20 protein-coding genes are annotated in these 25,171 nt (G+C 30.4%); 13 read left to right on the top strand and 7 right to left on the bottom strand.

Translation table 11 applies throughout. The features are described 5' to 3' along the window. Positions 1-46 precede the first annotated feature (46 nt). Positions 47-1,384, bottom strand: coding sequence for an NADP-specific glutamate dehydrogenase (gene gdhA / locus JOP69_RS12505; protein WP_203395119.1), 1,338 nt, complete (start codon positions 1,382-1,384; stop codon positions 47-49). A 177-nt stretch (positions 1,385-1,561) separates the two neighbouring features. Then, complete coding sequence (locus JOP69_RS12500) at positions 1,562-4,594, bottom strand: PEP/pyruvate-binding domain-containing protein (protein ID WP_203395118.1); 3,033 nt, start codon at positions 4,592-4,594, stop codon at positions 1,562-1,564. A gap of 132 nt (positions 4,595-4,726) precedes the next feature. Here JOP69_RS12500 and pheS point away from each other — a divergent pair, with 132 nt between their 5' ends. From pheS to JOP69_RS12460, 8 genes are all read left to right on the top strand, one after another. Continuing rightward, positions 4,727-5,746, top strand: a complete 1,020-nt coding sequence (gene pheS, locus JOP69_RS12495) for a phenylalanine--tRNA ligase subunit alpha (RefSeq protein WP_203395117.1) — start codon at positions 4,727-4,729, stop codon at positions 5,744-5,746. An 83-nt stretch (positions 5,747-5,829) separates the two neighbouring features. Next, positions 5,830-6,087 (top strand): hypothetical protein, encoded by a 258-nt coding sequence (locus JOP69_RS12490; protein ID WP_203395116.1) that lies wholly within the window; start codon positions 5,830-5,832, stop codon positions 6,085-6,087. 246 nt (positions 6,088-6,333) lie between these two features. Then, positions 6,334-6,837 (top strand): GbsR/MarR family transcriptional regulator, encoded by a 504-nt coding sequence (locus JOP69_RS12485; RefSeq protein WP_203395115.1) that lies wholly within the window; start codon positions 6,334-6,336, stop codon positions 6,835-6,837. 12 nt (positions 6,838-6,849) lie between these two features. Beyond that, a complete protein-coding gene (locus JOP69_RS12480; protein WP_203395114.1) occupies positions 6,850-7,983 on the top strand; it encodes an efflux RND transporter periplasmic adaptor subunit in 1,134 nt (377 codons plus the stop codon). 21 nt (positions 7,984-8,004) lie between these two features. After that, the gene (locus JOP69_RS12475; protein ID WP_203395113.1) at positions 8,005-11,148 is read left to right on the top strand and encodes an efflux RND transporter permease subunit; all 3,144 of its coding nucleotides are present in this window, start codon (positions 8,005-8,007) and stop codon (positions 11,146-11,148) included. 4 nt (positions 11,149-11,152) lie between these two features. Beyond that, a complete protein-coding gene (locus JOP69_RS12470) occupies positions 11,153-12,571 on the top strand; it encodes an efflux transporter outer membrane subunit (protein WP_203395112.1) in 1,419 nt (472 codons plus the stop codon). A 9-nt stretch (positions 12,572-12,580) separates the two neighbouring features. Continuing rightward, complete coding sequence (locus JOP69_RS12465; protein WP_203395111.1) at positions 12,581-13,177, top strand: TetR/AcrR family transcriptional regulator; 597 nt, start codon at positions 12,581-12,583, stop codon at positions 13,175-13,177. Positions 13,178-13,185: 8 nt separating this feature from the next. Continuing rightward, entirely contained in the window at positions 13,186-13,581 is a 396-nt protein-coding gene (locus JOP69_RS12460; RefSeq protein WP_203395110.1) for a hypothetical protein, read from the top strand. Positions 13,582-13,860: 279 nt separating this feature from the next. Here JOP69_RS12460 and JOP69_RS12455 read toward each other — a convergent pair whose 3' ends face one another. Then, positions 13,861-14,856 carry an IS110 family transposase gene (locus JOP69_RS12455; protein WP_215602593.1) on the bottom strand — a complete coding sequence of 332 codons (996 nt, stop codon included), beginning with the start codon at positions 14,854-14,856 and terminating at the stop codon, positions 13,861-13,863. 539 nt (positions 14,857-15,395) lie between these two features. On the opposite strand from JOP69_RS12455, the gene JOP69_RS12450 reads away from it, so the two are divergent. Next, a complete protein-coding gene (locus tag JOP69_RS12450; protein WP_215602591.1) occupies positions 15,396-16,367 on the top strand; it encodes an IS110 family transposase in 972 nt (323 codons plus the stop codon). A gap of 627 nt (positions 16,368-16,994) precedes the next feature. On the opposite strand, the gene JOP69_RS12445 is transcribed toward JOP69_RS12450, so the two are convergent. After that, positions 16,995-17,309 carry a GIY-YIG nuclease family protein gene (locus JOP69_RS12445; RefSeq protein ID WP_203395164.1) on the bottom strand — a complete coding sequence of 105 codons (315 nt, stop codon included), beginning with the start codon at positions 17,307-17,309 and terminating at the stop codon, positions 16,995-16,997. Positions 17,310-18,063: 754 nt separating this feature from the next. After that, positions 18,064-19,539, bottom strand: a complete 1,476-nt coding sequence (locus tag JOP69_RS12440; protein ID WP_203395163.1) for a Na+/H+ antiporter NhaC family protein — start codon at positions 19,537-19,539, stop codon at positions 18,064-18,066. Between the two features lie 91 nt (positions 19,540-19,630). Here JOP69_RS12440 and JOP69_RS12435 point away from each other — a divergent pair, with 91 nt between their 5' ends. From JOP69_RS12435 to JOP69_RS12420, 4 genes are all read left to right on the top strand, one after another. Next, complete coding sequence (locus JOP69_RS12435; RefSeq protein ID WP_203395162.1) at positions 19,631-20,173, top strand: pyridoxamine 5'-phosphate oxidase family protein; 543 nt, start codon at positions 19,631-19,633, stop codon at positions 20,171-20,173. A gap of 2 nt (positions 20,174-20,175) precedes the next feature. Beyond that, positions 20,176-21,822: a glycerol-3-phosphate dehydrogenase/oxidase gene (locus JOP69_RS12430; protein ID WP_203395161.1), complete on the top strand. Its 1,647-nt coding sequence runs from the start codon at positions 20,176-20,178 to the stop codon at positions 21,820-21,822. Between the two features lie 260 nt (positions 21,823-22,082). After that, positions 22,083-22,418: a hypothetical protein gene (locus JOP69_RS12425; protein WP_203395160.1), complete on the top strand. Its 336-nt coding sequence runs from the start codon at positions 22,083-22,085 to the stop codon at positions 22,416-22,418. A gap of 412 nt (positions 22,419-22,830) precedes the next feature. Beyond that, entirely contained in the window at positions 22,831-23,169 is a 339-nt protein-coding gene (locus JOP69_RS12420; RefSeq protein WP_203395159.1) for a hypothetical protein, read from the top strand. A gap of 68 nt (positions 23,170-23,237) precedes the next feature. Here JOP69_RS12420 and JOP69_RS12415 read toward each other — a convergent pair whose 3' ends face one another. Then, positions 23,238-24,506, bottom strand: coding sequence for an MFS transporter (locus tag JOP69_RS12415; RefSeq protein ID WP_203395158.1), 1,269 nt, complete (start codon positions 24,504-24,506; stop codon positions 23,238-23,240). A 1-nt stretch (position 24,507) separates the two neighbouring features. After that, a complete protein-coding gene (locus tag JOP69_RS12410; protein ID WP_203395157.1) occupies positions 24,508-25,167 on the bottom strand; it encodes a hypothetical protein in 660 nt (219 codons plus the stop codon). Between the last annotated feature and the right edge of the window lie 4 nt (positions 25,168-25,171).

Here is a 25,171-nt window from a genome sequence, read left to right as displayed (position 1 = left end):
AAACGCATCAAAAAATGATGCGTTTTTTTCTTAAAATATATTTACTTTATATAACTCCTAAATCTATCATAGAATCTGCTACTTTAATAAAACCAGCAATATTTGCTCCTTTTACATAATTTATATAACCATCTTCTTCTGTTCCATATTTTAAACAAGCTGTATGAATAGAATGCATTATTTGATGTAATTTATCATCTACTTCTTCTTTAGTCCAGTTTAGTTTCATGGCATTTTGAGACATTTCTAAACCAGAAACTCCCACTCCACCGGCATTTACAGCTTTACCTGGTCCGTATAAAATTTTGGCGTTATGAAAGATATGAACAGCCTCTGGAGTACAACCCATATTAGAAACTTCTGCTATATATTGTACACCATTTGCAACTAATTTTGTTGCATCATCTCCATTTAATTCATTTTGAGTAGCACAAGGCATTGCAATATCACATTTTACACCCCAAGGTTTTTCATTAGGATAAAATTTAGCTTCTGGAAATTCATCTGCATAGGGAGAAACAATGTCATTATTAGTAGCTCTTAATTGTAATAAGTAACTAATTTTATCTTCATCTAATCCTGCTTCATCATAAATATATCCATCAGGACCAGAAATTGTAACTACTTTACCGCCTAATTCGGTAATTTTTAAAGCAACACCCCAAGTTACATTTCCAAAACCAGAAAGTGCAATTATTTTTCCTTTAAAATCATCATTTTTAGTTTCTAACATTTGTTTTGTAAAGTAAACACCTCCAAAACCAGTTGCTTCTGGTCTAATTAAGCTTCCTCCCCAATTTAAACCTTTTCCGGTAAAAACGCCTGTATGTTCTTGCTGTAGTTTTTTATACATACCATACATAAACCCAATTTCTCTACCACCAGTACCAATATCTCCTGCTGGCACATCTGTACTCGGGCCAATCATTCTCCATAACTCTAGCATAAATGCTTGACAAAAACGCATAATTTCTGTGTCCGATTTTCCTTTTGGACTAAAATCAGAACCTCCTTTTCCACCTCCCATAGGTAGTGTTGTTAAGGCATTTTTAAATATTTGTTCAAATCCTAAAAACTTTAAGATACTTAAATTTACACTTGGGTGTAAACGAATCCCTCCTTTGTAAGGCCCTAATGCATTATTATATTGTACTCTATGTCCTAAATTTACTTGTACCTGGCCAGCATCATCAATCCAAGAAACTCTAAATGTTAAAATTCGATCTGGCTCTACTAAACGTTCAATTATTTTAGACGCTTCGTATTGTGGGTTTTCATTATATATATCCTCAATAGACTCTAAAACTTCCTTAACAGCCTGTAAATATTCTTTTTCACCAGGGTGTTTAGTTTCTAAATTTGTTAAAATTTCTTTTACATTCATAATAATATAATTAATAACTTTTTATTAAATAAATTTAAGATCAAAAATACATTTTAAAATTGATAACAAATAAAACGTTTATCGTATTTTTTGATACATTATTGATATTTTATGCTTTTTTTATGAATATGAATATTTTTCATATTATTGAAAGTATTTTTTTATTATATATACATTCTAAATAAAACCATCCGGAGGTAATTCATCAAATGATTCTTTTATATTTGAATTATTATTTTCTAACGAAATACCCTCTTTAAAGATAGCCGCTTTATTATTTTCTCCATCTATAATAACTGTAAGGTCCTTTTTAAAAGAAATATGTCTTAAATAAGTATCTTCAAAAACAGCTTCTTGTTTATTTAAATAAGCTACGTCAAAAAAACCATCTTTTATAAACGGATTTACGGTTAAATACCCTACTTTAAATGAGGTTAAATTTTGAAAAAAATGAGTTCCCTGACTTGGATCTATTCTAAAATCATTTAAACCAGATTCTACAATTATTTTTGCAGCAGAAATTTGAGACCAAAGTACTGGAATACCTAACCAAGAATCGCTAGACCCCCAACGACCTGGACCTACCAAAATATAAGGTTTGTCTAATGCCACAAATTTTTTATTAATTTCTTCAACTGCGTTTGCAATTGCTCTTGTATTTGCCGAATTAAACGTTTCTGGTTTTACATAAACTACGTCACAAATGTTTTGATATTTACCATTCCCTAAAGCAGATTCAGAATAAATTATGGTATCAGAAATATCTAAATTTTTTGGTAATTTGCTAGCTGTTTCCATGCTTTCTATAATAGGTCTTATCTGTAAAAAACTAAATTCTTTAGGTTTTCCTGATGGAACATCTAACTTTACAGCAAATTCTATTTCTATAGGACTTCTCATTTCTCGCTGTCCTACTCGTAAGAGTTCTTGTAAAATTGCTGGCAACGGAAACGTATTGTATTTTAAAATATTATCGAACGTAATTACACGAATACCATCATGCATTACACCTGGCCTAATGGTATTATTTTGTAAATCGTAGGTAGATGCTACAAACTTTAGAGATCCATGTTTTTCTGCCTGTCTAATTGTTATTTTCTTTTTATTGATGGCTTCACAAGTAGAAACCTTATAACTCTCTGGATCTAAATTTAAACCATAAAAATACTGTTGTGTATCTCTTTGCGTAGATCCTGGAGAAGATAATTGCAAGATTTTTTTAGGATAACGTGGTGAAAAACGTAATGTTTGTCCGCCACCAACAATAATTTCACCTAAACCAAGCGCAATATTTGCAATACCTTCACTAGCCTTTTCATCTCCAATTGGATAAAAATTAATAGAGCGTGCTACTCCAGAAATATTTGGATAATAGACATCTTGGTATTGTTTACCTGTAACTTCTTGTAAAATTACAGCCATTTTATCTTCTTCTATGGTATGTGCTATTGCTTTTAAATAAGATTTACTACTTTGAAAAAAAGCAGATGCTATTACAGATTTAATTGCATTAGAAACCATTTCTACTTTTTTATCTATGTCAGAATCTGGAATCATATAGGTTGCAAAAACACCTGCAAATGGCTGATGATTAGAATCTTCTAACATACTAGAAGACCGAACAGCAATTGGACATTTGGTGGTTTTTAAAAATGCCGTAATATCTTCTAAAGCCCACTCAGGTAAATCTTTTGAGATAAATTCATTTAATATTTTATCATCATCTATGCAATCTGCAACAAACTTAATTAGTTTGTGGGTTTCTATAAACTGATCAAAAACTTCGGTACTTATTACAACGGTTCTTGGTATGGTAATACTTACGTTTTCATATTTATTATATAAATTATTGCGTTTTAAAAAGGAATCTATAAATGCCAAACCTCTACCTTTTCCTCCTAAATTGCCTTCGCCAATTCTTGCATAGACAACAAACTCATCATAATTGTTTTTATTAAATTTTACAATAACACCTCTAGATCTGTAGACCAGATAGGCTTTTATAGAATTAATTAAAAATTCTCGAATTTGATCATTGTTTTCAAATTCATCATATTCTATAACACTTAATAAATCTGCTAAAGGAAAAAGTGCTCTAGATTTTAACCATTTAGAAAACTCACTTCTTGTGGCATGATACATCAAGCAATCTTCTGAAACAATTTTTATGGCTTTTTGAAATTCACTTAGATCTTTGGCTTTTGCGATAACTTCCATTTGAGTAGGATCCCAAAACTCAAAGTCGCCAAAAGCAAAGTATTTTATAATATAATTTTTAATATCAACACCTAAAGTTTCTGAATGTTTGTATAAAAATTTACCTTTTAATTCTAACGTTCGTTTTTCATTATTTTCATTAGATGATTGCATTAAAAAAGGAAAATAACGTTTATATTTTCTTACATAATCTAAAAATAAGAATCCAGCTTCTTTATTTCTAACGCCATCTTTAAAATAATTAACATCAGATATTACACCCAATAAATTATTTTTATAGGTATCAAATAAACTAATCCCTTCTTCGTAAGTAGTGGCTAATAAAATTTTTGGTCTTCCACGCATTATCAGCATTTTTCTATGCTCATTCAAGCCTTCAGACATTAATCCTTGTGTTTGTTTAAGAAGAACTTTATAAATAAGCGGAATATATCTAGAATAAAACTTCAGCGAATCTTCTACTAATAATATGGCTTTAACACCCACAGTATTAATGTCAACCTCTGCATTCATTCTATCTTCTGTAAGTTTTATAATCGCTAAAAAGATATCTGCGTTTCCGTTCCAATGAAAAATAAAATCGATACTATCTGTATTCTCTTTTTCTAGTTTACTTCTTAATACAGAAGAATGATGACTAAGCGCTGCAATTGGCACATCTGGAAAAGTCTCTTTAATTTTTTTTGAGGTCTCAAACGCATTGTAATTATCAATATCTAACCAAGTAATAACAATGTCTATTTGATGAAATTCCATCATTTTAATTGCTCTCTTTGCAGAATTTGCATGTATAAAACTTGGTGGGTGCCTTAAGTTTAAAGAAGTATATTCATTAAAAATTCGTTCTTCTATTCTACCATCTTCTTCAAGCATGTAAAAATCGTAATTAGAACAAACTATTAATACCTTATTAATCCTGTTTTGCATTAATTTATCAAAAGTTACCTCTTTAAATGCATGCGTTTTTAAATTTGATAAGATATTTGGTTTCATTTTAATTCCTTTTTAATAAAGTACAATATATTAATTTTCTAGTGTAAAACTTTAATAAACGTAAGTATTCAGCACAAAATTAGATTCAACAAAAATAAAAATGTGTAAATTTGCTTCCCAATTTATTATGTAATGTTAGATAAAGTAAAAGAACTTATTGGCGATGTAAAATCTTTTAATGCAACTACAAAAGAAGAAGTTGAAACTTTTAGAATTAAATACCTAGGTTCTAAAGGTTTATTAAAAGATCTATTTGCCGAATTTAAAAATGTAGATGCCGAATTGCGTAAAGATTTTGGACAAGCATTAAACAATTTAAAGAAGTCTGCAGAAGGTAAAGTTGCCGAGTTAAGCGATTCTTTAGACAATGCCTCTAGTCAGAAATCTTTTTATGGAGATTTAACGCGTCCATCAGAACCTATTAATTTAGGATCTCGTCATCCAATTTCATTGGTAAAAAATCAAATTATTGACGTTTTTAATAGAATTGGTTTTACGGTTTCTGAAGGTCCAGAGATAGAAGATGATTGGCATAACTTTACAGCCTTAAACTTGCCAGAATATCACCCGGCAAGAGATATGCAAGACACGTTTTTTATAGAACAAGATCCAGATATTTTACTACGTACACATACTTCATCTGTACAAGTACGTTATATGGAAGAAAATAAACCGCCTATTAGAACAATTTCTCCAGGTAGAGTTTTTAGAAACGAAGATATTTCTGCAAGAGCACATTGTATTTTTCATCAAGTAGAAGGTTTGTATATTGATACTGATGTTTCTTTTGCCGATTTAAAACAAACACTTTTATACTTTACAAAAGAGATGTTTGGTAAATCTAAAATACGTTTACGTCCTTCTTATTTCCCGTTTACAGAGCCAAGTGCAGAAGTAGATATTTATTGGGGATTAGAAACAGAAACAGATTATAGAATTACAAAAGGTACTGGTTGGTTAGAAATTATGGGATGCGGAATGGTAGACCCTAATGTATTGAAAAATGCAAATATAGATCCAACAAAATATTCTGGTTATGCTTTTGGTATGGGAATAGAACGTATTGCCATGTTATTATATCAAATACCAGACATTAGAATGTTTTATGAAAATGATAAACGTTTCTTAGAACAATTTAAATCGGTTTTATAAAATTTCTAACTTTACAAAAGAAAAGAAGTAACACGCTTGTATAATCGTGTATTGTAAATATTAATAAAAAAATAATTTAGATAATGAACTACTTTACACAATTTTGGGACGAAGAAAGAGATGATGAATATGCAGACTGGGGAACCTCAACTTGGTATTTTGAAACTAATGATGCAGACGAAGTTTTAAAACAAATCACGGTATATAAAAACGGAAAGGTTACTAAATATAATGATGAGAACCAAGAAGATGAATTTGGTGGATTATGTGAAGACACATTAACTATTGATGAATGTGATGGAGACGTTATTTCTAAAGAAGAATTCTATAAACTTTGGTAATTTAACAAAAAACGAATTCTTTTTAAGAAATCATTTCTTTTCTTAAAAACACCACAAAACACTATTTTACAGCGTCTTGTGATACTTTTAAACAACTTAAAGCCGATATTTCTATCGGCTTTTTCCTTTAACAATATTTTAACTTCGTTTAGTTCGGTTTGTTCCGAACTAACAATGTATCTTTGCCAAGAATTTGACTGTGCTTTAACTATGGCGGTTATAAAAACAGAATTAAAATAATTAAAAATGAAAGAAGAAATCTGCAAAGTGAAAATGAGTTTAGTAGAAAAACTAGGCGTTCATTTAGAAGACAGAGAGCAATTAGCTCCTGTTGCTGCACGTATTCTAGCTTACGTAATTCTTACAGGTAAAAAAGGAGCCACTTTTGATGATATGGTAACCATACTTTGTGCAAGTAAAAGTACCATTTCTACACACCTTAATCATTTACAAGATTTACAGAAAATTATGTATTTCACCAAAACTGGTGATCGAAAAAAATACTTTACCATAAAAAGAGATATGGTTTTTCAGCATATAGAAGAAATGATACATAAATGGAACGAAGAACGTGATATGCATTTAGAATTAAAAGAATATAAAGAAACTATAAATGCAACTAAAATTGAAAATGTTAGCGAAAAGTTCGATTTAACTTTTCATGATGATTATATAAAATTTATAGACGGTGCAACAGCCTCTGTAGAAGAATTAAAAACAAAACTAGCCAATAATAAATTCGATATTTAAACCAAAACAAAAATGAAACATTACAAATTAATAACATTACTATCATTAAGCGCCTTTTTGGTCTTTGCAAGTTGCTCAAAAGATGAAAAACAAGCAAAAGCTGCTGTAAGCCGACCAGCACCTTCATTTCCTGTAGTTGCCATGCAAACTAAAACAGTAACAGGTTATAAAGAATACCCAACAAGTATAGAGGGTATTGTAAATAGTGCTGTAAGAGCAAAGGTTTCTGGATACATTCAAAAAGTAATGGTAGATGAAGGCCAGAAAGTACGTAAAGGACAAGTATTATTTAAATTAGAAACACAATCTTTAAGTCAAGATGCTGGTGCTGCCAAAGCACGTATTAATGTTGCTCAAGTAGAAGTTAACAAATTAATACCATTGGTAGAAAAAAATATTATTAGTCCAGTAGAATTAGAAACTGCTAAAGCAAATTTAGCACAAGCCAAAGCAAATTATAGTAGTGTTTCTGCAAGTATAGGTTACGGAACTATAAGAAGCCAAGTAGATGGTTTTGTTGGTGCAATTAATTATAGAGAAGGGGCCTTGGTAAGTCCTTCAGACCCAACTCCATTAACTACCGTTAGTGATATTAGTAAAGTATATGCTTTTTTTAGTTTAAATGAAAGTGAGTATTTAGACTTTTTACAAAATGCTAAAGGCAGCAATTTAAAAGAAAAACTAGCCAATTATTCTGCTATCAACTTAATTTTAGCAAACGGAAGTACGTATTCTGAAAAAGGTAAAGTAGAAACAAGTAGCGGTCAAGTAAATAAAAACACAGGAACTGTTAGTTTAAGAGCTGTTTTTAACAATCCAAACCAACTATTAACAAATGGTAATAGTGGTAAAATTCAAATTCCAACAGTTTATGAAAATGCAATTGTGATTCCACAACAAGCAACTTATGAACAACAAGGAAACATTATATTGTTTAAATTAAGTGAAGACAACAAGGTTACAAGCAGTATTATTAAGGTCAAAGCTATAATAGATAATTTATATGTTGTAGCATCTGGTGTAGATTTAAAAGATAAAATTATAGCATCTGGCGTTGGTAAATTAAGAAACGGTATGGCTATTACACCACAAAAAACCTCTTTTGAGGAGGCAATTAAACCCGTAGCAATTTTATTTAAAAACTAGCAAACCAAAACTTATTTAGTTATGTTAAAAACATTTATTGAAAGACCCGTTCTTTCAACCGTAATTTCTATTATTATAGTTTTGCTTGGAGTTATTAGTATTACAAGCTTACCAATAGAAGAATATCCAGATATAGCACCACCAACCATAAAGGTAATTGCCTCGTATGCTGGAGCCAATGCAGAAACCGTTTTAGAGAGTGTAATTATACCCATAGAAGAACAAATTAATGGTGTAGAAGGAATGACGTACATTACCTCTACCGCATCTAATACAGGTACAGCAGAAATTACTGTTTATTTTAATCAAGAAATAGATGCAGATATTGCTGCGGTAAACGTTCAAAACCGTGTAGCAAGAGCAACTCCATTATTACCTGCAGAGGTTGTACAAACTGGGGTAACCACTCAAAAGCAAGAAACAAGTGCTTTAATGTTTATTTCTATGTATTCTGAAAGTGATGATTACGACGCTACTTTTATTCAGAATTATTTAAAAATAAATGTAATTCCTGCTATGCAGCGTATTAGTGGTGTTGGAGATGTTAGTGTATTCTCTCAACAAGATTATGCAATGCGTATTTGGTTAAAACCAGAAAAACTAGCAGCATATAAATTAATACCTTCTGATATTACTGCAGCTTTAAAAGAGCAAAATTTAGAAGCAGCAGCAGGATCTCTAGGACAAAATAATGGGGAAGCATTTTCTTATACATTAACTTATAGTGGTCGTTTTAAAGAAGAAAAACAATATGGAGATATTATTATAAAAGCATTAGGTAACGGACAGTTTCTTCGCTTAAATGATGTAGCTACTATAGAACTAGACGCACAATCTTATGCGGCTAACGCTATGAGTAAAGGAAACCCTGCCGTATTTATGGGGATTTTTCAAACTAAAGGATCTAATGCAAGAGAAATTATAGAAAACATTAAAGTAACTTTAGAATCGGTTAAAAAAGACTTACCAGAAGGATTAGATATTTTTGTACCTTATGATACTAGTTTGTTTTTAAATGCATCTATAGAAAAAGTAATTAGTACTTTAATGGAAGCTTTTTTATTAGTGTTTTTAGTGGTATTTATCTTTCTACAAGATTTTAGGTCTACTTTAATTCCTGCAATTGCAGTACCGGTTTCTATTATTGGTACGTTCTTTTTCTTAAATGTTTTTGGCTATTCAATTAACTTATTAACGCTATTTGCATTAGTACTTGCAATTGGTATTGTGGTAGATGATGCCATTGTGGTTGTAGAAGCTGTGCATGCCAAATTAGATGAAGGAGAAAAGAGTCCTAAAAAAGCTACATTAACCGCCATGAATGAAATTTCTGGGGCAATTATATCTATTACTTTAGTAATGGCAGCTGTATTTATTCCGGTAACTTTTGTCACTGGGCCAACAGGTGTTTTTTATGAGCAATTTGGGGTTACTTTAATTATAGCCATTCTTATTTCTGCCGTAAACGCATTAACTTTAAGTCCGGCATTGTGTGCTTTATTATTAAAACCACATAAAGAAGATGAAGAACTAAAAGGTAAAAATCCTTTAAAACGTTTTTATACCTTATTTAATCGTGGTTTTAATGCTACTGTAGAAAGATATGGAAAATCTCTTCACTTCTTATTCAAAAGAAAATGGATACCTGTTTTATTATTAGCAATCGCTATTGTAGGTATTTTTTGGGCATCTAAAAATACACCAACAGGTTTTGTACCTAATGAAGATAGAGGAATTCTTTTTGCAAATATTGAGTTACCTGCAGGTGCTTCTTTAGATAGAACAAATGCTGTTGCTAGAGATTTATACAATAGAATAAATGGTGTAGAAGGTATCGTTGCTGTAAACATGATTAAAGGTAGAAGTTTAATTAGTGGAGCGGGTAGTAATTATGGTTTTGGTATTATAAAATTAGCAGATTGGAGCGAGCGAAAAGATCCATCAACCTCTGTGCAAGCAATTACAGGTAAATTATTTGGAATTGCAGCAGGAATTCCAGAAGCAAATATTATTTTCTTCTCGCCACCAAGTATTAGAGGTTTTGGTAACTCTGCTGGTTTTGAAGTAAATCTATTAGATAAATTTGGAGGAGAATTTAAAGATTTAGATAAAGCTAATAAAGAATTTGCAATGGCTTTAATGAGTCATCCAGAAATTAAATATGCACAATCTTCTTTCAACACCAATTATCCGCAATATGAAATGGAGATAAATGTGCCTTTAGCTAAAGAAAAAGGAGTGCCTATTAATAGTATTTTCTCTACACTGCAAGGTTATATTGGAGGTATCTATGCTTCGGATTTTTCTAAATTCGGAAAACAATTTAGAGTATACATTCAAGCTTTACCAGATGATAGAGCAACGGTAGATGATTTAAATAGCATGTATGTAAGAACTAATTCTGGTGAAATGACGCCAATTACACAGTTTGTAAAATTAGAACGAGTTTATGGACCACAATCGGTAACACGTTTTAACTTATTTAACTCTACCTCTATATCAGGTGCTACTAACGAAGGTTTTAGTACTGGAGATGCTATTAAAATTATTGAAGAAGAGGTTGCAAAATTACCAAGTAATTATACCATTGCATATTCTGGATTAACAAGAGAAGAAGTGAATGCTGGTAACCAAACCGGATTTATATTTGCTTTAAGTATTCTGTTTGTATATTTCTTACTAAGTGCACAATACGAAAGTTATTTATTACCATTTGCGGTTGTATTATCACTTCCGTTTGGTGTATTCGGAGCCTATATAAGCACCTATTTCTTCGGATTGGAAAACAATATATATTTCCAAATTGCTTTAATTATGTTAATTGGGCTACTGGCCAAGAACGCCATATTAATTGTAGAGTTTGCACTGCAGCGACGTAAAAATGGAGAAAGCATTGTAGACGCAGCTATTCATGGAGCAAAATCTCGTTTAAGACCTATTTTAATGACTTCATTTGCCTTTATTCTTGGTTTAATGCCACTAGTATTAGCTCAAGGAGTTGGGGCAGCTGGAAACAATTCTATTGGTACAGGTGCCGTTGGAGGAATGTTAATAGGAACCATTTTAGGAGTCTTTGTAATTCCGATACTATTTATATTATTTCAATGGTTACAAGAAAAAATTTCTAGTAAACCAGCAGTTATTTCTCAACAAAAAGAAGATTAATAAGATGATATCAATTATAAAAAACAAAAACCTTCAAAAAGGAGTCGTTTTAGCTGTAATGGCTTTTACGTTACAAAGTTGTTTTGTTGCAAAAGAGTACACAAGACCAGAAGTTACAGAAACAGAAAACTTGTACAGAACAGATAATTTGCCATCAGATAGTATATCTATGGCAGATTTATCTTGGAAAACGTTGTTTACAGATACATATCTTCAGCAATATATAGAAGAAGGTTTGCAAAACAATATGGACATTCGAATTGCAATTCAACAAATAGTTGCTGCAGAAGCGTATGCTAAACAAGGAAAAGCAGGTTATTTGCCAACAGCAAGTATTGGTGCTAATCTTACGCATCAAGAATTGTCTAAAAACAGTCAGTTTGGTGCGTTTTTAACAAACACCTCTACAGATCAATACGATCTTACTGCATCTCTTTCTTGGGAAGCTGATATTTGGGGAAAAATACGTAGTAATAAACGTGCAACACAAGCAAGTTATTTACAAAGTGTTGCAGGGCATCAAGCTGTAAAAACGCAATTAATTTCTAGTATTGCAGCTACTTATTACAATATTTTAGCTTTAGATGCGCAGTTAAAAATCACCAAAACATCTATTAATACAAGAAAAAAAGGTGTAGAAACCATTAAAGCATTAAAAGAGGCTGGTTTAACAAACCAGGTTGCAGTAGATCAAAATATTGCACAATATAATAATGCAAAAGCCTTAGAAGTAGATTTAGAAGTAGCCCTATTTAGAGCAGAAAATACACTAAGTATTTTATTAGGTAAAACACCTCAACAAATTGATAGAAGTAGTTTAGATACACAAACTATAACTGCTGATATAAAACTAGGTGTTGCTTCTCAATTATTAAGTAACAGACCTGATGTTGTAGCTGCAGAATACGGTTTAATAAGCGCTTTCGAATTAACAAATGTTGCTAGAAGTAGTTTATACCCTTCTTTAACGTTAACTGCCTCTGGCGGATTGCAAAGTTTAGATGTAGATGAGTTATTTAACGCAAATTCTTTATTTGCAAATATTATTGGTGGTTTAACGCAGCCTATTTTTAATCAGCGAAAGCTAAAAACACAAAAAGAAGTTGCCATTGCACAACAAGAACAAGCTCTTTTAAAATTTAAAAAAACCTTATTAGTTGCGGGTAACGAAGTTTCTAATGCACTATACTCTTACAATTCTGAAAACAAAAAGTATGAGTTCTTAAAAAATGAAGTAGAAGCTTTGCGTAAAGCAGAAACAAATTCTGAAGAATTATTAAAAAACGGATATGCAACATATTTAGACTTATTAACTGCTAGACAAAGTGCTTTAAGTTCAGAAATTAAAGTAATAGATAGTAGATTACAACAACTACAATCTGTTGTTACTTTATACGAAGCTTTGGGTGGAGGTTTAAAATAATAACTTAAAATGGTTAGTAAACAAGAACTTATAGAATGTTCTATTACAAAATTTATCAAGTTTGGAAGCAAGCGTTTTTCTATGAACGAACTCGCTTCCGAACTTGGTATTTCTAAAAAAACCATATACAAACACTTTAAGACTAAAGACGAACTCATTTCTAAAGGGGTTCGTTTTATTATTGAAAAATACCTGCATGAAGTAGACAAGATTCTAAAAACTACAGAAGATCCAGTTGAAAAAATAGTTTTAATTCAAAAAGTTAATTTTCAATATTTAGACTATTTTCAACCGACTTTTTTATATGGAATTAAAAAATATTATCACAAAGCAGATACTGTTTTTGTAAAATTTAAAGATCATTTTATAGAAACCAACTTAAAACCTTTGCTAGAAGAGGCTATAGAAAAAGAGTATATTAGCAAAAATTTAAATATCAATTTGTTTTGCCATTTGTATTTTACAAAACTAAAAGGTTTTGTTTTTGAACCTATAAATCTTTTTGATAAATATGGTGTAGATAATGTTTTTGAACATCTTATTATTAATAATTTAAAAGGAGTAATAACATCAAAATACAAAGACACTAACAAATTGTTTTCTTAATTATTTTTATGAAAAAAGACATACATATACCCGAAGTTACAGATGTAGAAATGGCTGTTGTTTATGAATACAACGATATTTATAAAACAGATGATTGGAATGTTTATATTATTAATAACAAAAAGGTAGATTTAGAAATGATGGTAATTGTTTCTCAAGGTTTTTCTGATACAAAAACGACCTCTTTATTGCGTAAAAAATTAGACAAACTCCCTGCAAATTCTTTTGCCAAAATTGAATTTATTCAACCTGAATTATTTAAATTAAACAATCGTTTTCAGGTTTCTTTTTTCGAAGGCAACACTTTACACGAAAAAACATTTTTCTTTAAGGAAAACACAGTAAAAGAAGGTGCTTTACGTATGATTGATGAAATTAAGAAACGTGGTATTTTAGCTGAGTAAAAAGATATTTCATATATATTTATCAACCTCTTTAAGTTTAAAAACTTAAAGAGGTTTTTTATTTTAATAAAGAATTCGAAGAAGCTTTTAAACTGAACACTTCTATATTAGAAGAAGTCCCATAACAGTGATTACACAACACCAACCAAACCTTATGTGATTTCTCCCAAAAAAAGGTCGAAATGACAAAACTGTGTGTACCAAAAACTGAACACAAAAGAAACCCCAACAATTGTCATTTTGTATTCTATGACTCTACCAAATATATTTCACTAATTTTTAAGCAGCATATTTTAAAACATTTACATAAGGAGTTTGTCTTTTTATAGCTGCAAAAATTCGTGATAATAATTTATTTCTAATGATGTTAATTGTACTCATTTTATTCTTTCCTTGTTCGACTCTTCGATTATAAAATAGCTTCATTTCTGGATTGTGTTGTATTGCTGATTTAGCACACATATCAAAAAGACTTTTGAGTTTTTTATTAGCAAGATTACTCACTTTGGTTCTACCTCTTATACTCGTTCCAGAGGTGTTAGGAAAAGGAGCAATCCCACAATATGAAGCAAACTTTCTCCAAGAAGCAAACTTTGTAAATCCGTTGGTTGTAACAATCATAAATAAAGCTGTTTGATTACCAATTCCTTTAATACTCACAATTAGTTTGTATTGTTTTTTAAGTTGCTCACTAGCCTTAATTATTTTGTTCATTTCGGCTTCAACACTTTTAATTTGCTTTGTAAAATATTTTATCATTTTCTCTTGAGTTTCTAAAAGAAGTTGATTCTCTTTTCTAGTATAAACTCTTTTCTGTTCTTTAAGTGTTGCTTTATAACCAGCGTTTTGTTTCACTAGCCTTTCTCTTAATGTTAAAAGGCGTTTTAATTGATGAATGTTTTTTGATGGAAGTTTATATGGTTTAATTTCATCTCTTAATCGATACCCATATAATGCTATTTTTGTAGCATCTACTTTGTCATCTTTTCCTCTTGATATTCCTAGAGATTTCTTTATTTCTAAACCTGGAATTAATGCGAAATAAAAGTTATTTACATCAAAAAATGATGCGATTTCTTCAGAATAAATACCTGTGTGTTCCAAAACAAATAAAGTGTGTTCCTTAGAAATAGAGTTGTTTTTTTCTACCCATTTTATAAGTGCTTTAAAACCTTTTAAGTTATTCTCAAATGCTTGATAACACTGATTACTGTGAATACGAACATCAAAGGTTAATTTACTAATGTCGATACCAATAGTTTGTTTAATTTTCATAATTTTGTTTTGTGTTAGTAAAAAATGATTACGTTGACTAAAACCTTTAAAAGGTCGAAACTGAAATTCTATTTGGTCCTTTGTAATCGGAAATAAAAGAATGGAGACTAATACGAAATATAGATCTGATAAATCTAGACTTAAGGAAAGTTCACTCCATTCTTTTTTATTATAAAACATGAGTTCTATATTGGACTTAAATATAAGAATTAAACTCAATAATTATACTTTGCTAATCTAAAGGACAATAGGAGAAATCTCATAACAGTGATACCACAAAACTGAGCCACAATACTTGTCATCCTATGTTTGTAAACTCTTAAAGTTTATGTTAAAATTAATTACATTTAAGATTAATAATAACAGAAAAGTATAGGGTAAAGGTTAAGATTATAGTCTGTCATTTGTCATAGAAGACCGTTCGAAATGCTAATCACTTTACCCTTTTACTACTTAAAACTTGAACAGATCATTAGGCATTAAAGTCTGCATTTAGGATTGATAAGTATTGTAGTAACTTTTCTATAAAACATTTTAATATGAGTAAAATTATAGGAATTGATATTAGTAAACAAACATTTGATGTTTCTTTTTTAAAAAAAGATAAATGGGAACATAAAGTATTTAAGAATGTACCAAAAGGCTTTCAAAGTTTTAAAAAGTTAATAGAAAAAAATGATTGGATTGTAATGGAGGCTAGTGGTCCTTATTATGTTCAATTAGCAACTTATCTCAACACTTTTAACTTTAATATTTGTGTTTTAAACCCTTTAATTATTAGACGCTATAGTCAAACAAGATTATACAGAGCTAAAACAGATAAAAAAGATGCAAGAACAATTGCTGAATATGGAGCTCAATATGATTTAAAGAAATGGAGCCCTGATAGTAAGGCAAGTACAGAGATAAAACAACTTTACACAGCGTTAGAACTACTTAAAAAACAGATACATCAAACAAAAAGACAATTAGCTTCTTTTGAAGTAACGGGTTTATTAAATAATAGTCTTAAAAAAGAATTAAAACAAGTAGAATTACTCTTACAAAGACGTATTGATAAGTTTGAAAAACAAATAGAGAAAATTGGTAACCTAGCATATAAAGAAACAATTGCCCGACTAAAAACAATACCTGGCGTAGGTATAAAGACAGCCATAATGATGTGTGTAATTACAGATAATTTCACAAAATTTGAATCACATAAACAGTTAATTGCTTTTGTAGGGTTTAGTCCTAGATTATATCAATCAGGTACAAGTGTTAGAGGGAAAGGGCATATTTGTAAGATGGGAAAATCACAAATTAGAAAATTATTATACCTATGTTCATGGTCAGCAAAAAGAGTTAATAAAGCTTGTATAGAAATGTATCAAAGATTAGAATCAAAAGGAAAACCCGAAAGAGTAATTAAAATTGCACTCGCTAATAAACTAATAAAACAAATTTTCTCTATTGCTAAAAACAAACAGAATTATGATGAAAATTTCAAGAATTTATATGTTATAAATTAGAAAGAAAAATATTTTAAATTTTAACAAAATATAGTAGGTTTTTAACACAGATCATTTCGAAGTACTGAGAAATCTCATAACAGTGATAACACAATACCAACCAAACTTTATGTGATTTCTCCCTAAAAAGGTCCTTTAGATTTCAGTTCTTTAATACCCTTTATGTACAATGTATTAGTTTCTGATTTGACGTAATACCAAAGAAGATTTTCTTTACTGTATGCGTCTTTAAACAACATTAACCCAAAACTTCTGCCCCAGTAGGTTGTATCCATTAAAACAATAACCTTCTTTGGTGCTATTTCTACTTGCTTTACTTGATAAAGATCTAGTTTACGTTGGATTGTTCTTTTTGAGCATCCATATTTGACTGCTAGTTGTATATACGTTTGTTTTCCTCTGGCATATTCATCCCAAAGAAAATCTGCTGAAATTTGTTTTCCTCCATTAAAAATCTTGTTACAATTTAAACATTTGTAACGTTGTTTATTTAAGCGAGTACCGTATTTATGTGTGTTTAAACTATCACAAAATTTACATTTTTTTTATTCAAAACCTTTGATTTGCCTCAAAGCTAATAAACAAAAGGGATAAGGAAGATTTTACCAACCATTTTGTCTATTACACCTAAAATTCACTATTCAAAAAAGAAAAAGAAGGGTTCATTTCCTTTATGAGTGCTAATTTTTTTTCACGTCTCCATTTTTTTAATTCTTTTTCTCTAGCAATAGCTAATTGAATCCAAGTATGTTTTTCATAATACACTAAAAACTCAATATTATATTTTGATGCAAATGTTTTCTTCTTTTCAATAATGTTTGTTTTATGCAGTTGTAAACGTTCTTTTAAGTTATTGGTTACTCCAATATAAAATGTGGAACGGTAGCTATTTGTAATTATGTAAACATAATAACTATGAAATCCTTTTTGTGGGTTGAGCATTTTGTTTTAAAGGTAAGAAAAAATATTTGTAGCAATTGTCATTTCGAAGTATTGAGAAATCTCATAACAGTGATAACACAATATCAACCAAACTTTATGTGATTTCTCCCTAAAAAGGTCGAAATGACAAAACTGTATGTACCAAAAAATGGACGCAAAAAAAACCAACAATTGTCATTTCGACGCAAGGAAAAATCCCATAACAGTGATACCACAAAACTGAGCCGCAACAATTGTCATTTCGAAGTACTGAGAAATCTCATAACAGAGATAAAACAACACCAACCAAACTTTATGTGATTTCTCAATCGCTAAAAAGCTCATTTCGAAATGACAAACTGTATGGTTATTGAGTAAATTTTAACTCTATAAAATCAAAAAACTCTAAAATTTTCATTTCGACTCACATAACAGTGATAACACAAAACTGAGTCGCAATACTTGTCATTTCGAAGTACTGAGAAATCCCATAACAGTGATTACACAACACCAACCAAACCTTATGTGATTTCTCCCAAAAAAAGGTCGAAATGACAAAACTGTGTGCACCAAAAACTGAACGCAAAAAAAACCAACAATTGTCATTTAAGAGCATTTCGAAATGAAAAACTACACGAAATTGCAACTGATTTATAGATACGACGCCCGCGTTAGCGATTGCAACGGTATCCTTTTTGTTTTTCACAAAAAGATATAGTGGAAAGCGCGACCCTTGTGGTAACGCCCAAATTCTTAATAAGATTAAATAACCAATTTAGCCTAAAAAACCAATAATTAAATACATTAAAACGGTAATTGCGCCACCAACCAAAGCGTAAGGTAATTGGGTTTTTACATGGTCTATATGATCGCTTGCAGATGCCATAGATGAAATTATAGACGTATCTGAAATTGGTGAGCAATGGTCTCCAAAAATTCCTCCTCCTAAAGTAGCAGCAACCACAATAGTTACATCTGCTCCATGAATATTTGCCATTGGTACAGAAATTGCCAACATAATTGCAAATGTTCCCCAAGAGGTTCCGGTAGAAAAAGCTATAAAAGAGCTAATGATAAAAACGACTGCGGGTAATAATTCTGGCGATAACCATTCTTTGGTAACATTAGCTACATATATACCTGTTTCTAGTTCTTTACAAGCATCTCCAATAGCAAAAGCTAACAACATTAATAATGCTAATGGCATTAGCTCACTAATACCTTTTAATATTAAATCTACCGCTTCATTTGGCTTCATAATTCCTTGGATAAAATATAGTATCATGGCCACTAATAATGCAGTAATTACAGCATATAAAACAGAAGAAGAACCAGAACCTAAACCTATTGCTTCTGTTGCGTGTATAAAGAAAGAACTTTCGTTTTCTACAGCGTTCCAACCTGTATAAATTAAATTTATAGGCATCATTAAAACCATCACTAATAGAGGCACAATCATATTATAAGCTCTTGCCGGTATTCCGTCTTTTGGAGGAAAAGAAGTTACAGCATCAGAAACCAATGGCTTAGAACCTTTATCCATTAACAAGCCCGTTTCTTTGGTTCTCTTTTCGGCTTTTTTCATCGGACCAAAATCTTTCTTCGTTAAAATGATAATAAAAACAGTTGTTATGGCAATTAATGGATAGAAGTTGTATTTAATAGAACTTATTAACATAGCAAACGGTTTGTCTATTCCTTGTGTTAATAACAGGCCCATTATAAAAGCACCCCAAGCATTAAACGGAATTAAAATGGATGATGGTGCAGAACTAGAGTCTGCGATGTAGGCTAGTTTTTCTCTCGGAATTCCTAATTTATCAAAAATTGGTCTATATAAAGTACCAACTGTTAATGAGCTAATACTTGTTTCTACAAATAATAAAAGTCCTGTTAAGGTTGCCAAAACTTGCACCATAACTCTACTATAACCCGTTTTTTTCTCCTCTAATTTTACTAATCTTTTATTTAAAAGATTGATAAACCCCTCTACTCCTCTAGAAAACTGAATAAAAATTAATAGCGCTCCCACCAATGCACTAAACATAATGGTTCTTGTATTTCCTTTAGATTGAAAAACGTTTACCATTCCTTCTATCATTGCCAAGGTTCCGTCTAATGGATTCCAACCTTTTATAATCAACCAAGAAAACCAAATTCCTATTAACAAAGCAATATATACGTGTTTTGTTTTTAAAGCCAAAATAATAGCTACAATTGGTGGTATTACTGATAAAAATCCATATTCCATAAAAAAAGTTTTTATTTTGGTTAAAGGTAATAATTTATAAAACATTTTATCAATCGATATTTTGTAAATTGGTCAGCTAATAATTACGATTATGTCAAAATTTTATACAAAAATCACTTCAAGGCTTCAAAAGTTTATAGAAGCTCAAAAAATATTTTTTGTAACTACTGCTCCAAATAATGGGCGAATTAATTTATCGCCTAAAGGAATGGACTCTTTTAGAGTTGTTGATGAAAACCGCGTTTTATGGTTAAATGTTACTGGAAGCGGCAACGAAACTGCGGCACATTTATTAGAAAATGACAGAATTACCTTGATGTTTTGTGCTTTTGAAGGCGCTCCGAACATTCTTAGATTATATGGTAAAGGAAAAGAAATTAAAGAGGGTGATACTTCTTGGAATGATTTAATTACGCTGTTTCCAGAAACGCCGGGAACACGTCAAATATTTGACATCTCTATTGAATCTGCACAAACTTCTTGCGGAATGTCCATTCCGTTTTTTGAGTATCAAGGGGAAAGGAATGAATTGAATGATTGGGCTTCAGAAAAAGGAAAAAAAGGTATTAAACAATATTGGGAAGACAAAAACCAAACAAGTATAGACGGTTTACCAACAAAAATATTAAAATAAAAATGAACAATTTTTCATATTTAAATAGAGAAAACATTGCCAAAGAATTACAGTCTACAGAATTTGACATGTTAATTATTGGTGGAGGAATTACAGGTGCAGGCATTGCCTTAGACGCCGCTTCTAGAGGCATGAAAGTTGCTTTAATAGAAAAAAACGACTTTGCTTCTGGTACAAGTAGTAAATCTACAAAGCTAATTCATGGTGGTTTACGGTATTTAAAACAATTCGATTTTTGGTTGGTTAAAGAAGTGGGTACAGAACGTGCCATTGTGCATGATTTAGCACCTCATTTAGTGGTTCCAGAAAAAATGATTTTGCCTTTAATTGAAGGCGGAACGTATGGTTCTTGGCTAACATCCATCGGACTAAAAGTCTACGATATTTTAGCTTCTGTAGAAGGAGAAGACAAACGTAAAATGTTAGACAAAGAGGAAGCTTTAGAAAAAGAACCGTTGTTACCAGAAAGTATTTTAAATGGTGCAGGATATTATGCAGAATATAGAACAGATGATGCCCGTTTAACGATTGAAGTCTTAAAAACAGCCTTAGATTATAATGCTAAAATTATAAATTACACAGAAGCTTCTCAATTTATTTATGAAGATAATAGAGTTGTTGGGGCAAAAGTAAAAGACACTTTTTCTGGAGCTTCTTTTGATATAAAAGCAAAATATGTAGTGAACGCAACTGGCCCTTGGGTAGATGAATTACGACAAAAAAACCACTCTAAAACTGGTAAAAGATTGCATTTAACTAAAGGTGTTCATTTAGTGGTTGCACATGAAAAATTACCTGTAAAACAATCTGTTTATTTTGATATTCCAGATGGCCGCATGATGTTTGCCATTCCACGTGGAAAAGTAACTTATTTTGGCACTACAGACACCAATTATCAGCTAGATAAAAATAAAGTAGAAACCAATTTGGTAGATGCTACTTATTTGATTTCTGCGGTAAATAATATGTTTCCTGATATCAATTTAACTTTGGATGATATTCAGTCTTCTTGGGCCGGTTTAAGACCTTTAATTCACGAAGAAGGAAAGTCTACTTCAGAATTGTCTAGAAAAGATGAAATATTTGTATCTGATACAGAACTAATTTCTATTGCCGGAGGTAAATTAACAGGGTATCGTAAAATGGCAGAACGCATTGTAGATTTAGTTGCCAAAAAGTATGAACGCAGATTCGATAAAGAATTTGAAGAAATAAAAACCAAAGAAATAGCACTTTCTGGTGGTACTTTTAATAATTATCAAGAAGTACAAAGTTATACAGATGCTATTCAAAATAGAATTGCAGAAGTAGATTTCGATAGAAAAGATGCTGAGTATTTAGTACATAATTACGGAAAACAAACAGATATTATTTTGCAGAAATTTGATGATCTAATGCACGATAATATGCAAGAAAAATTGATACAAGCAGAAGTTTGGTTTACCATAAATTACGAAATGACTTGTACTCCAACTGATTTTTTTATGCGCAGAACTGGTCGTTTGTTTTTTGATTCACGCAGTGTACTTTTATATAAAGAGTATGTTTTAGACTTGTTTAAAACTCATTTTTCTTGGGATGAAAAAACAGCTGAAAAATACCTGAAAGAATTGGAAGAAAAAATACAATTGGCTACTACTTTTGAGTAAAGTGTAGTTTTGTAAACACAAATAAAAAATCCAACGTTTAAACATCCTACTAAACAATCAACCTGCTGAAAATCAAGCTAATTAAAACATTATATATTCATAAAAAATTAATATGAATACGGGTTTTCAATAAAAAAATAGATTATATTTGATTATCAAAATTATCTTGCTTATGAATTTACCCTTTTCTATTTAAATAACTTCCTTCTCCCAAAGTATTTAAAATATTTATAATTTACAATAACCTTAATTTAAGAATTATGAAAACGTTATATACCGCTACAGTCATCTTGTTTATTGCTTTCTCTTTTTCCGCAAAAAAAATAGCATTTCAAGAAACAGTACATACATTAGTTGCTACTTATATTGGTGCTACAGAAAATCAAGATTATAAATTTATTGATGATAATAATGTAGAATATTTATTTTATGATATCTCAAAAAATATAAGTTTTGAAAAAGAAGATGATAGTAAAATAAATAAAAAATTTATACTTACTTGGAAAAATAAACTTGTAGACGAATATGATTCGGTGGGTCAAAAAACTGGTGGGCAAATTATAGTAAAAACTATATTATCTATTAAGACAAAATAATCATTAAAACCATTTGTAAAATTTTACAAATGGTTTTTTTATGCACTCTATCAATAGTCTTTTATCCTTTTTTTGGTAGATTTTTTAACTAAAATCTAGTGCGTCTTTTCTATTGATAAAATAAATACTTATAACGTTCGTAAAAGAAACCCCTACTTTTAAAGTTTGTTTTATATAGATTACAACTGTTTGAATATCAAGATAATTAAAGTAAAACTAACTTCAGAAAAAACTTTTCATAAAAAATAACTTTTTATCTTTTCAATTCAAAAAAAATGTATATTTGATATACACTATCAGTAATTTTAAGGCTTATGAAAATATAGTTTCGAGTACTCCAAACAAAAGCAGGTTCTTTTAAAAAAAGAGCAGCTACTATATTTATTAAAAAATAACTTTAAAATTAAAAATCATGAAAACATTATATGCTTCAGCATTCGTGCTGTTTATTACCCTATCTTTTGCTGTAAATACAATTTCTGCACAAGAAACAGAAAACAAAATTGTTGCTACTTTTAAAGGAGTAACAGAAATGGAATATTTTAAATTTGTAGATGATAAAAACGCTACTATTTTATTCTACGACTTAGATGAAAACATAGAACTTTCTTTATATGACGATGAATTTATAGGAAAAAAATTCGAGATTACTTGGATCAAAAAAGAAATAGAATTGATTGATGAGGAAGGTAATTTTACAGGAGAAAAACAAATGGTTAAATCCATTACAGCTATAAAGGAACAAAAATAATAATTTTAACACCGCTTATCAATAAAGCCGATAAGCGGTTTTTTTATGCCTATTAAATAAATATAAAATTACGCTTCTACTTGATTTGCTTCAATCTCTTCTGTTAAATCTAAGTCTCTTAAGGTTGGGTTTACAGCACCTATAGTAACAACAGTAATTAAAGTCATGGTTCCGCCAAAAATAACTGCCATAGCAGGACCTAATATTTTGGCTGCTAAACCACTTTCAAACGCTCCTAACTCGTTAGAAGAACCAACAAACATAGAGTTTACAGAAGATACTCTACCCCTCATATCATCGGGTGTTTTTAGTTGTAAAATTGTTTGACGAATCACCATCGATATTCCATCTGCAGCTCCACTTAAAAATAAAGCCAAAATACTTATCCAAAAAATAGAAGATAACCCAAAAGCAATAATGCTTAACCCAAAAACAAAGACAGAAACCAGCATTTTTTTACCTGTTTTTCTGTTGATAGGAATGTAGGTTGTTAAAAACATGGTTACAATACTCCCCATAGAAATGGAGGCATTTAAAACACCAAAACCTTCTGGCCCCACTTTTAAAACATCTTGTGCAAAAACGGATAAAATGGCTACAGTACCACCAAATAAAACGGCAATCATATCTAAAGTTAATACTCCTAAAATCGCTTTATTTTGAAATACAAATTTTATGCCTGCCTTTAAACTTTCTTTCATGGGCTCACCAATTTTTTTGTTTAAAATTGGTTTCTTTTCAATTGAAAAAGTAAAAATTAAAGATAAAATAACCAAAATAAATACCAAACAAAGTGTCATATCAACACCAATCCAACTTATAAAAAATCCACCAAATAAGGCTCCAGAAACCGAAGCCGTTTTCCAGGTACTGGTGCTCCACGTTGCCGCATTATGATATATCTTTTTAGGAACCAATAATGCCACTAAAGAGAAAATTGTAGGTCCAAAAAATGAACGTAAAAACCCGCCAAAGAAAACCAATCCATAAATGCAATATAAAATGGTTTTAGTAGACCAATGACCAACAAAAGTATCTGAAGTTAATAAAAACAATCCCAAACTAATCAACGAAAATGCCGCTGTACAAAGAGCTAATAGGTTTCTTTTTTCATTTTGATCTACAATATGGCCTGCAAACAAAGCCATAGTAAATGCCGGAATAATTTCCATTAAACCAATAATACCTAAAGATAAAGGATCTTTTGTAATGGAATATACTTCCCATTCTATTACAATAAATTGCATAGACCAACCAAAAACGAGTAAAAACCTAACAAATAGAAATATATTAAATTCTTTTATTCTTAATGCTGCATAAGGATCTTGCTTAGACATTTTAACTTAATTTCATATCCATTAGAATGGCAAAAGTTTGGTTAATATCTTCTTCTTTTACCACAATTGTCATTTCATTTGTCGTAGAAATAATTTCTTGTAATGGAATATCTGCCCAAGCCAATTGTTTTAAAATAAAGTAATAAATACCCGATTGTTCTAAGTTTTCTTTTGGAAGTTTAATAGTAATAGAAGCCAAATCTAATACATTAGAAATTAGCGCTTCTTTTTCGAAAATCTCATTTACAAAAGGCTCTAAATTTTTACTAGTTACAATATTGGTTTCAAAAATACCTTGAGAAACCGTTAAAAAATAATCAGAGCTTTCTGATGATTTCATTAAAATTTTTGCAATTTCTTTTAATAATGAAGTCGTATTTTTAAAAGTAAAATCGCACAGATCGGAACGTACAATTACATCTCCTAAATCTAAAGCCAATTTTTTAATGTTTTTTCTAATGCGTAATTCACTTGCAGGAGAAAGCCTATTAATTGCCATCATTACAGCACCAACCTTCACCTCTTTTTTTAAAGCAGCAGAAACTTCAGGTAAAATAATTCTAGCCAAAGAAGAAACATTTATCAATTTTTCATTTAAAGCCTCTTCTATAAAAGGTGTTTTTCTAATGGTGCTTTCTACAACTTCTTGTATTGTTTTCATTGTA

Source organism: Polaribacter sp. Q13 (genome assembly GCF_016858305.2).
In the GTDB taxonomy this organism is placed as follows: Bacteria; Bacteroidota; Bacteroidia; order Flavobacteriales; family Flavobacteriaceae; genus Polaribacter.
This window is presented reverse-complemented; position numbering and strand designations above follow the sequence as displayed.

What these genes read in the sequence shown, in the direction of transcription:
- JOP69_RS12460 (WP_203395110.1), top strand. Translation starts at nt 13,186, where the DNA reads ATGAAAAAAGACATACATATACCCGAAGTTACAGATGTAGAAATGGCT.
- JOP69_RS12465 (WP_203395111.1), top strand. Translation starts at nt 12,581, where the DNA reads ATGGTTAGTAAACAAGAACTTATAGAATGTTCTATTACAAAATTTATC.
- JOP69_RS12410 (WP_203395157.1), bottom strand. Translation starts at nt 25,167, where the DNA reads ATGAAAACAATACAAGAAGTTGTAGAAAGCACCATTAGAAAAACACCT.
- JOP69_RS12470 (WP_203395112.1), top strand. Translation starts at nt 11,153, where the DNA reads ATGATATCAATTATAAAAAACAAAAACCTTCAAAAAGGAGTCGTTTTA.
- JOP69_RS12455 (WP_215602593.1), bottom strand. Translation starts at nt 14,856, where the DNA reads ATGAAAATTAAACAAACTATTGGTATCGACATTAGTAAATTAACCTTT.
- JOP69_RS12420 (WP_203395159.1), top strand. Translation starts at nt 22,831, where the DNA reads ATGAAAACATTATATGCTTCAGCATTCGTGCTGTTTATTACCCTATCT.
- JOP69_RS12485 (WP_203395115.1), top strand. Translation starts at nt 6,334, where the DNA reads ATGAAAGAAGAAATCTGCAAAGTGAAAATGAGTTTAGTAGAAAAACTA.
- JOP69_RS12430 (WP_203395161.1), top strand. Translation starts at nt 20,176, where the DNA reads ATGAACAATTTTTCATATTTAAATAGAGAAAACATTGCCAAAGAATTA.
- gdhA (WP_203395119.1), bottom strand. Translation starts at nt 1,384, where the DNA reads ATGAATGTAAAAGAAATTTTAACAAATTTAGAAACTAAACACCCTGGT.
- JOP69_RS12480 (WP_203395114.1), top strand. Translation starts at nt 6,850, where the DNA reads ATGAAACATTACAAATTAATAACATTACTATCATTAAGCGCCTTTTTG.
- JOP69_RS12475 (WP_203395113.1), top strand. Translation starts at nt 8,005, where the DNA reads ATGTTAAAAACATTTATTGAAAGACCCGTTCTTTCAACCGTAATTTCT.
- JOP69_RS12490 (WP_203395116.1), top strand. Translation starts at nt 5,830, where the DNA reads ATGAACTACTTTACACAATTTTGGGACGAAGAAAGAGATGATGAATAT.
- JOP69_RS12445 (WP_203395164.1), bottom strand. Translation starts at nt 17,309, where the DNA reads ATGCTCAACCCACAAAAAGGATTTCATAGTTATTATGTTTACATAATT.
- JOP69_RS12415 (WP_203395158.1), bottom strand. Translation starts at nt 24,506, where the DNA reads ATGTCTAAGCAAGATCCTTATGCAGCATTAAGAATAAAAGAATTTAAT.
- JOP69_RS12425 (WP_203395160.1), top strand. Translation starts at nt 22,083, where the DNA reads ATGAAAACGTTATATACCGCTACAGTCATCTTGTTTATTGCTTTCTCT.
- JOP69_RS12440 (WP_203395163.1), bottom strand. Translation starts at nt 19,539, where the DNA reads ATGGAATATGGATTTTTATCAGTAATACCACCAATTGTAGCTATTATT.
- JOP69_RS12450 (WP_215602591.1), top strand. Translation starts at nt 15,396, where the DNA reads ATGAGTAAAATTATAGGAATTGATATTAGTAAACAAACATTTGATGTT.
- JOP69_RS12435 (WP_203395162.1), top strand. Translation starts at nt 19,631, where the DNA reads ATGTCAAAATTTTATACAAAAATCACTTCAAGGCTTCAAAAGTTTATA.
- JOP69_RS12500 (WP_203395118.1), bottom strand. Translation starts at nt 4,594, where the DNA reads ATGAAACCAAATATCTTATCAAATTTAAAAACGCATGCATTTAAAGAG.
- pheS (WP_203395117.1), top strand. Translation starts at nt 4,727, where the DNA reads ATGTTAGATAAAGTAAAAGAACTTATTGGCGATGTAAAATCTTTTAAT.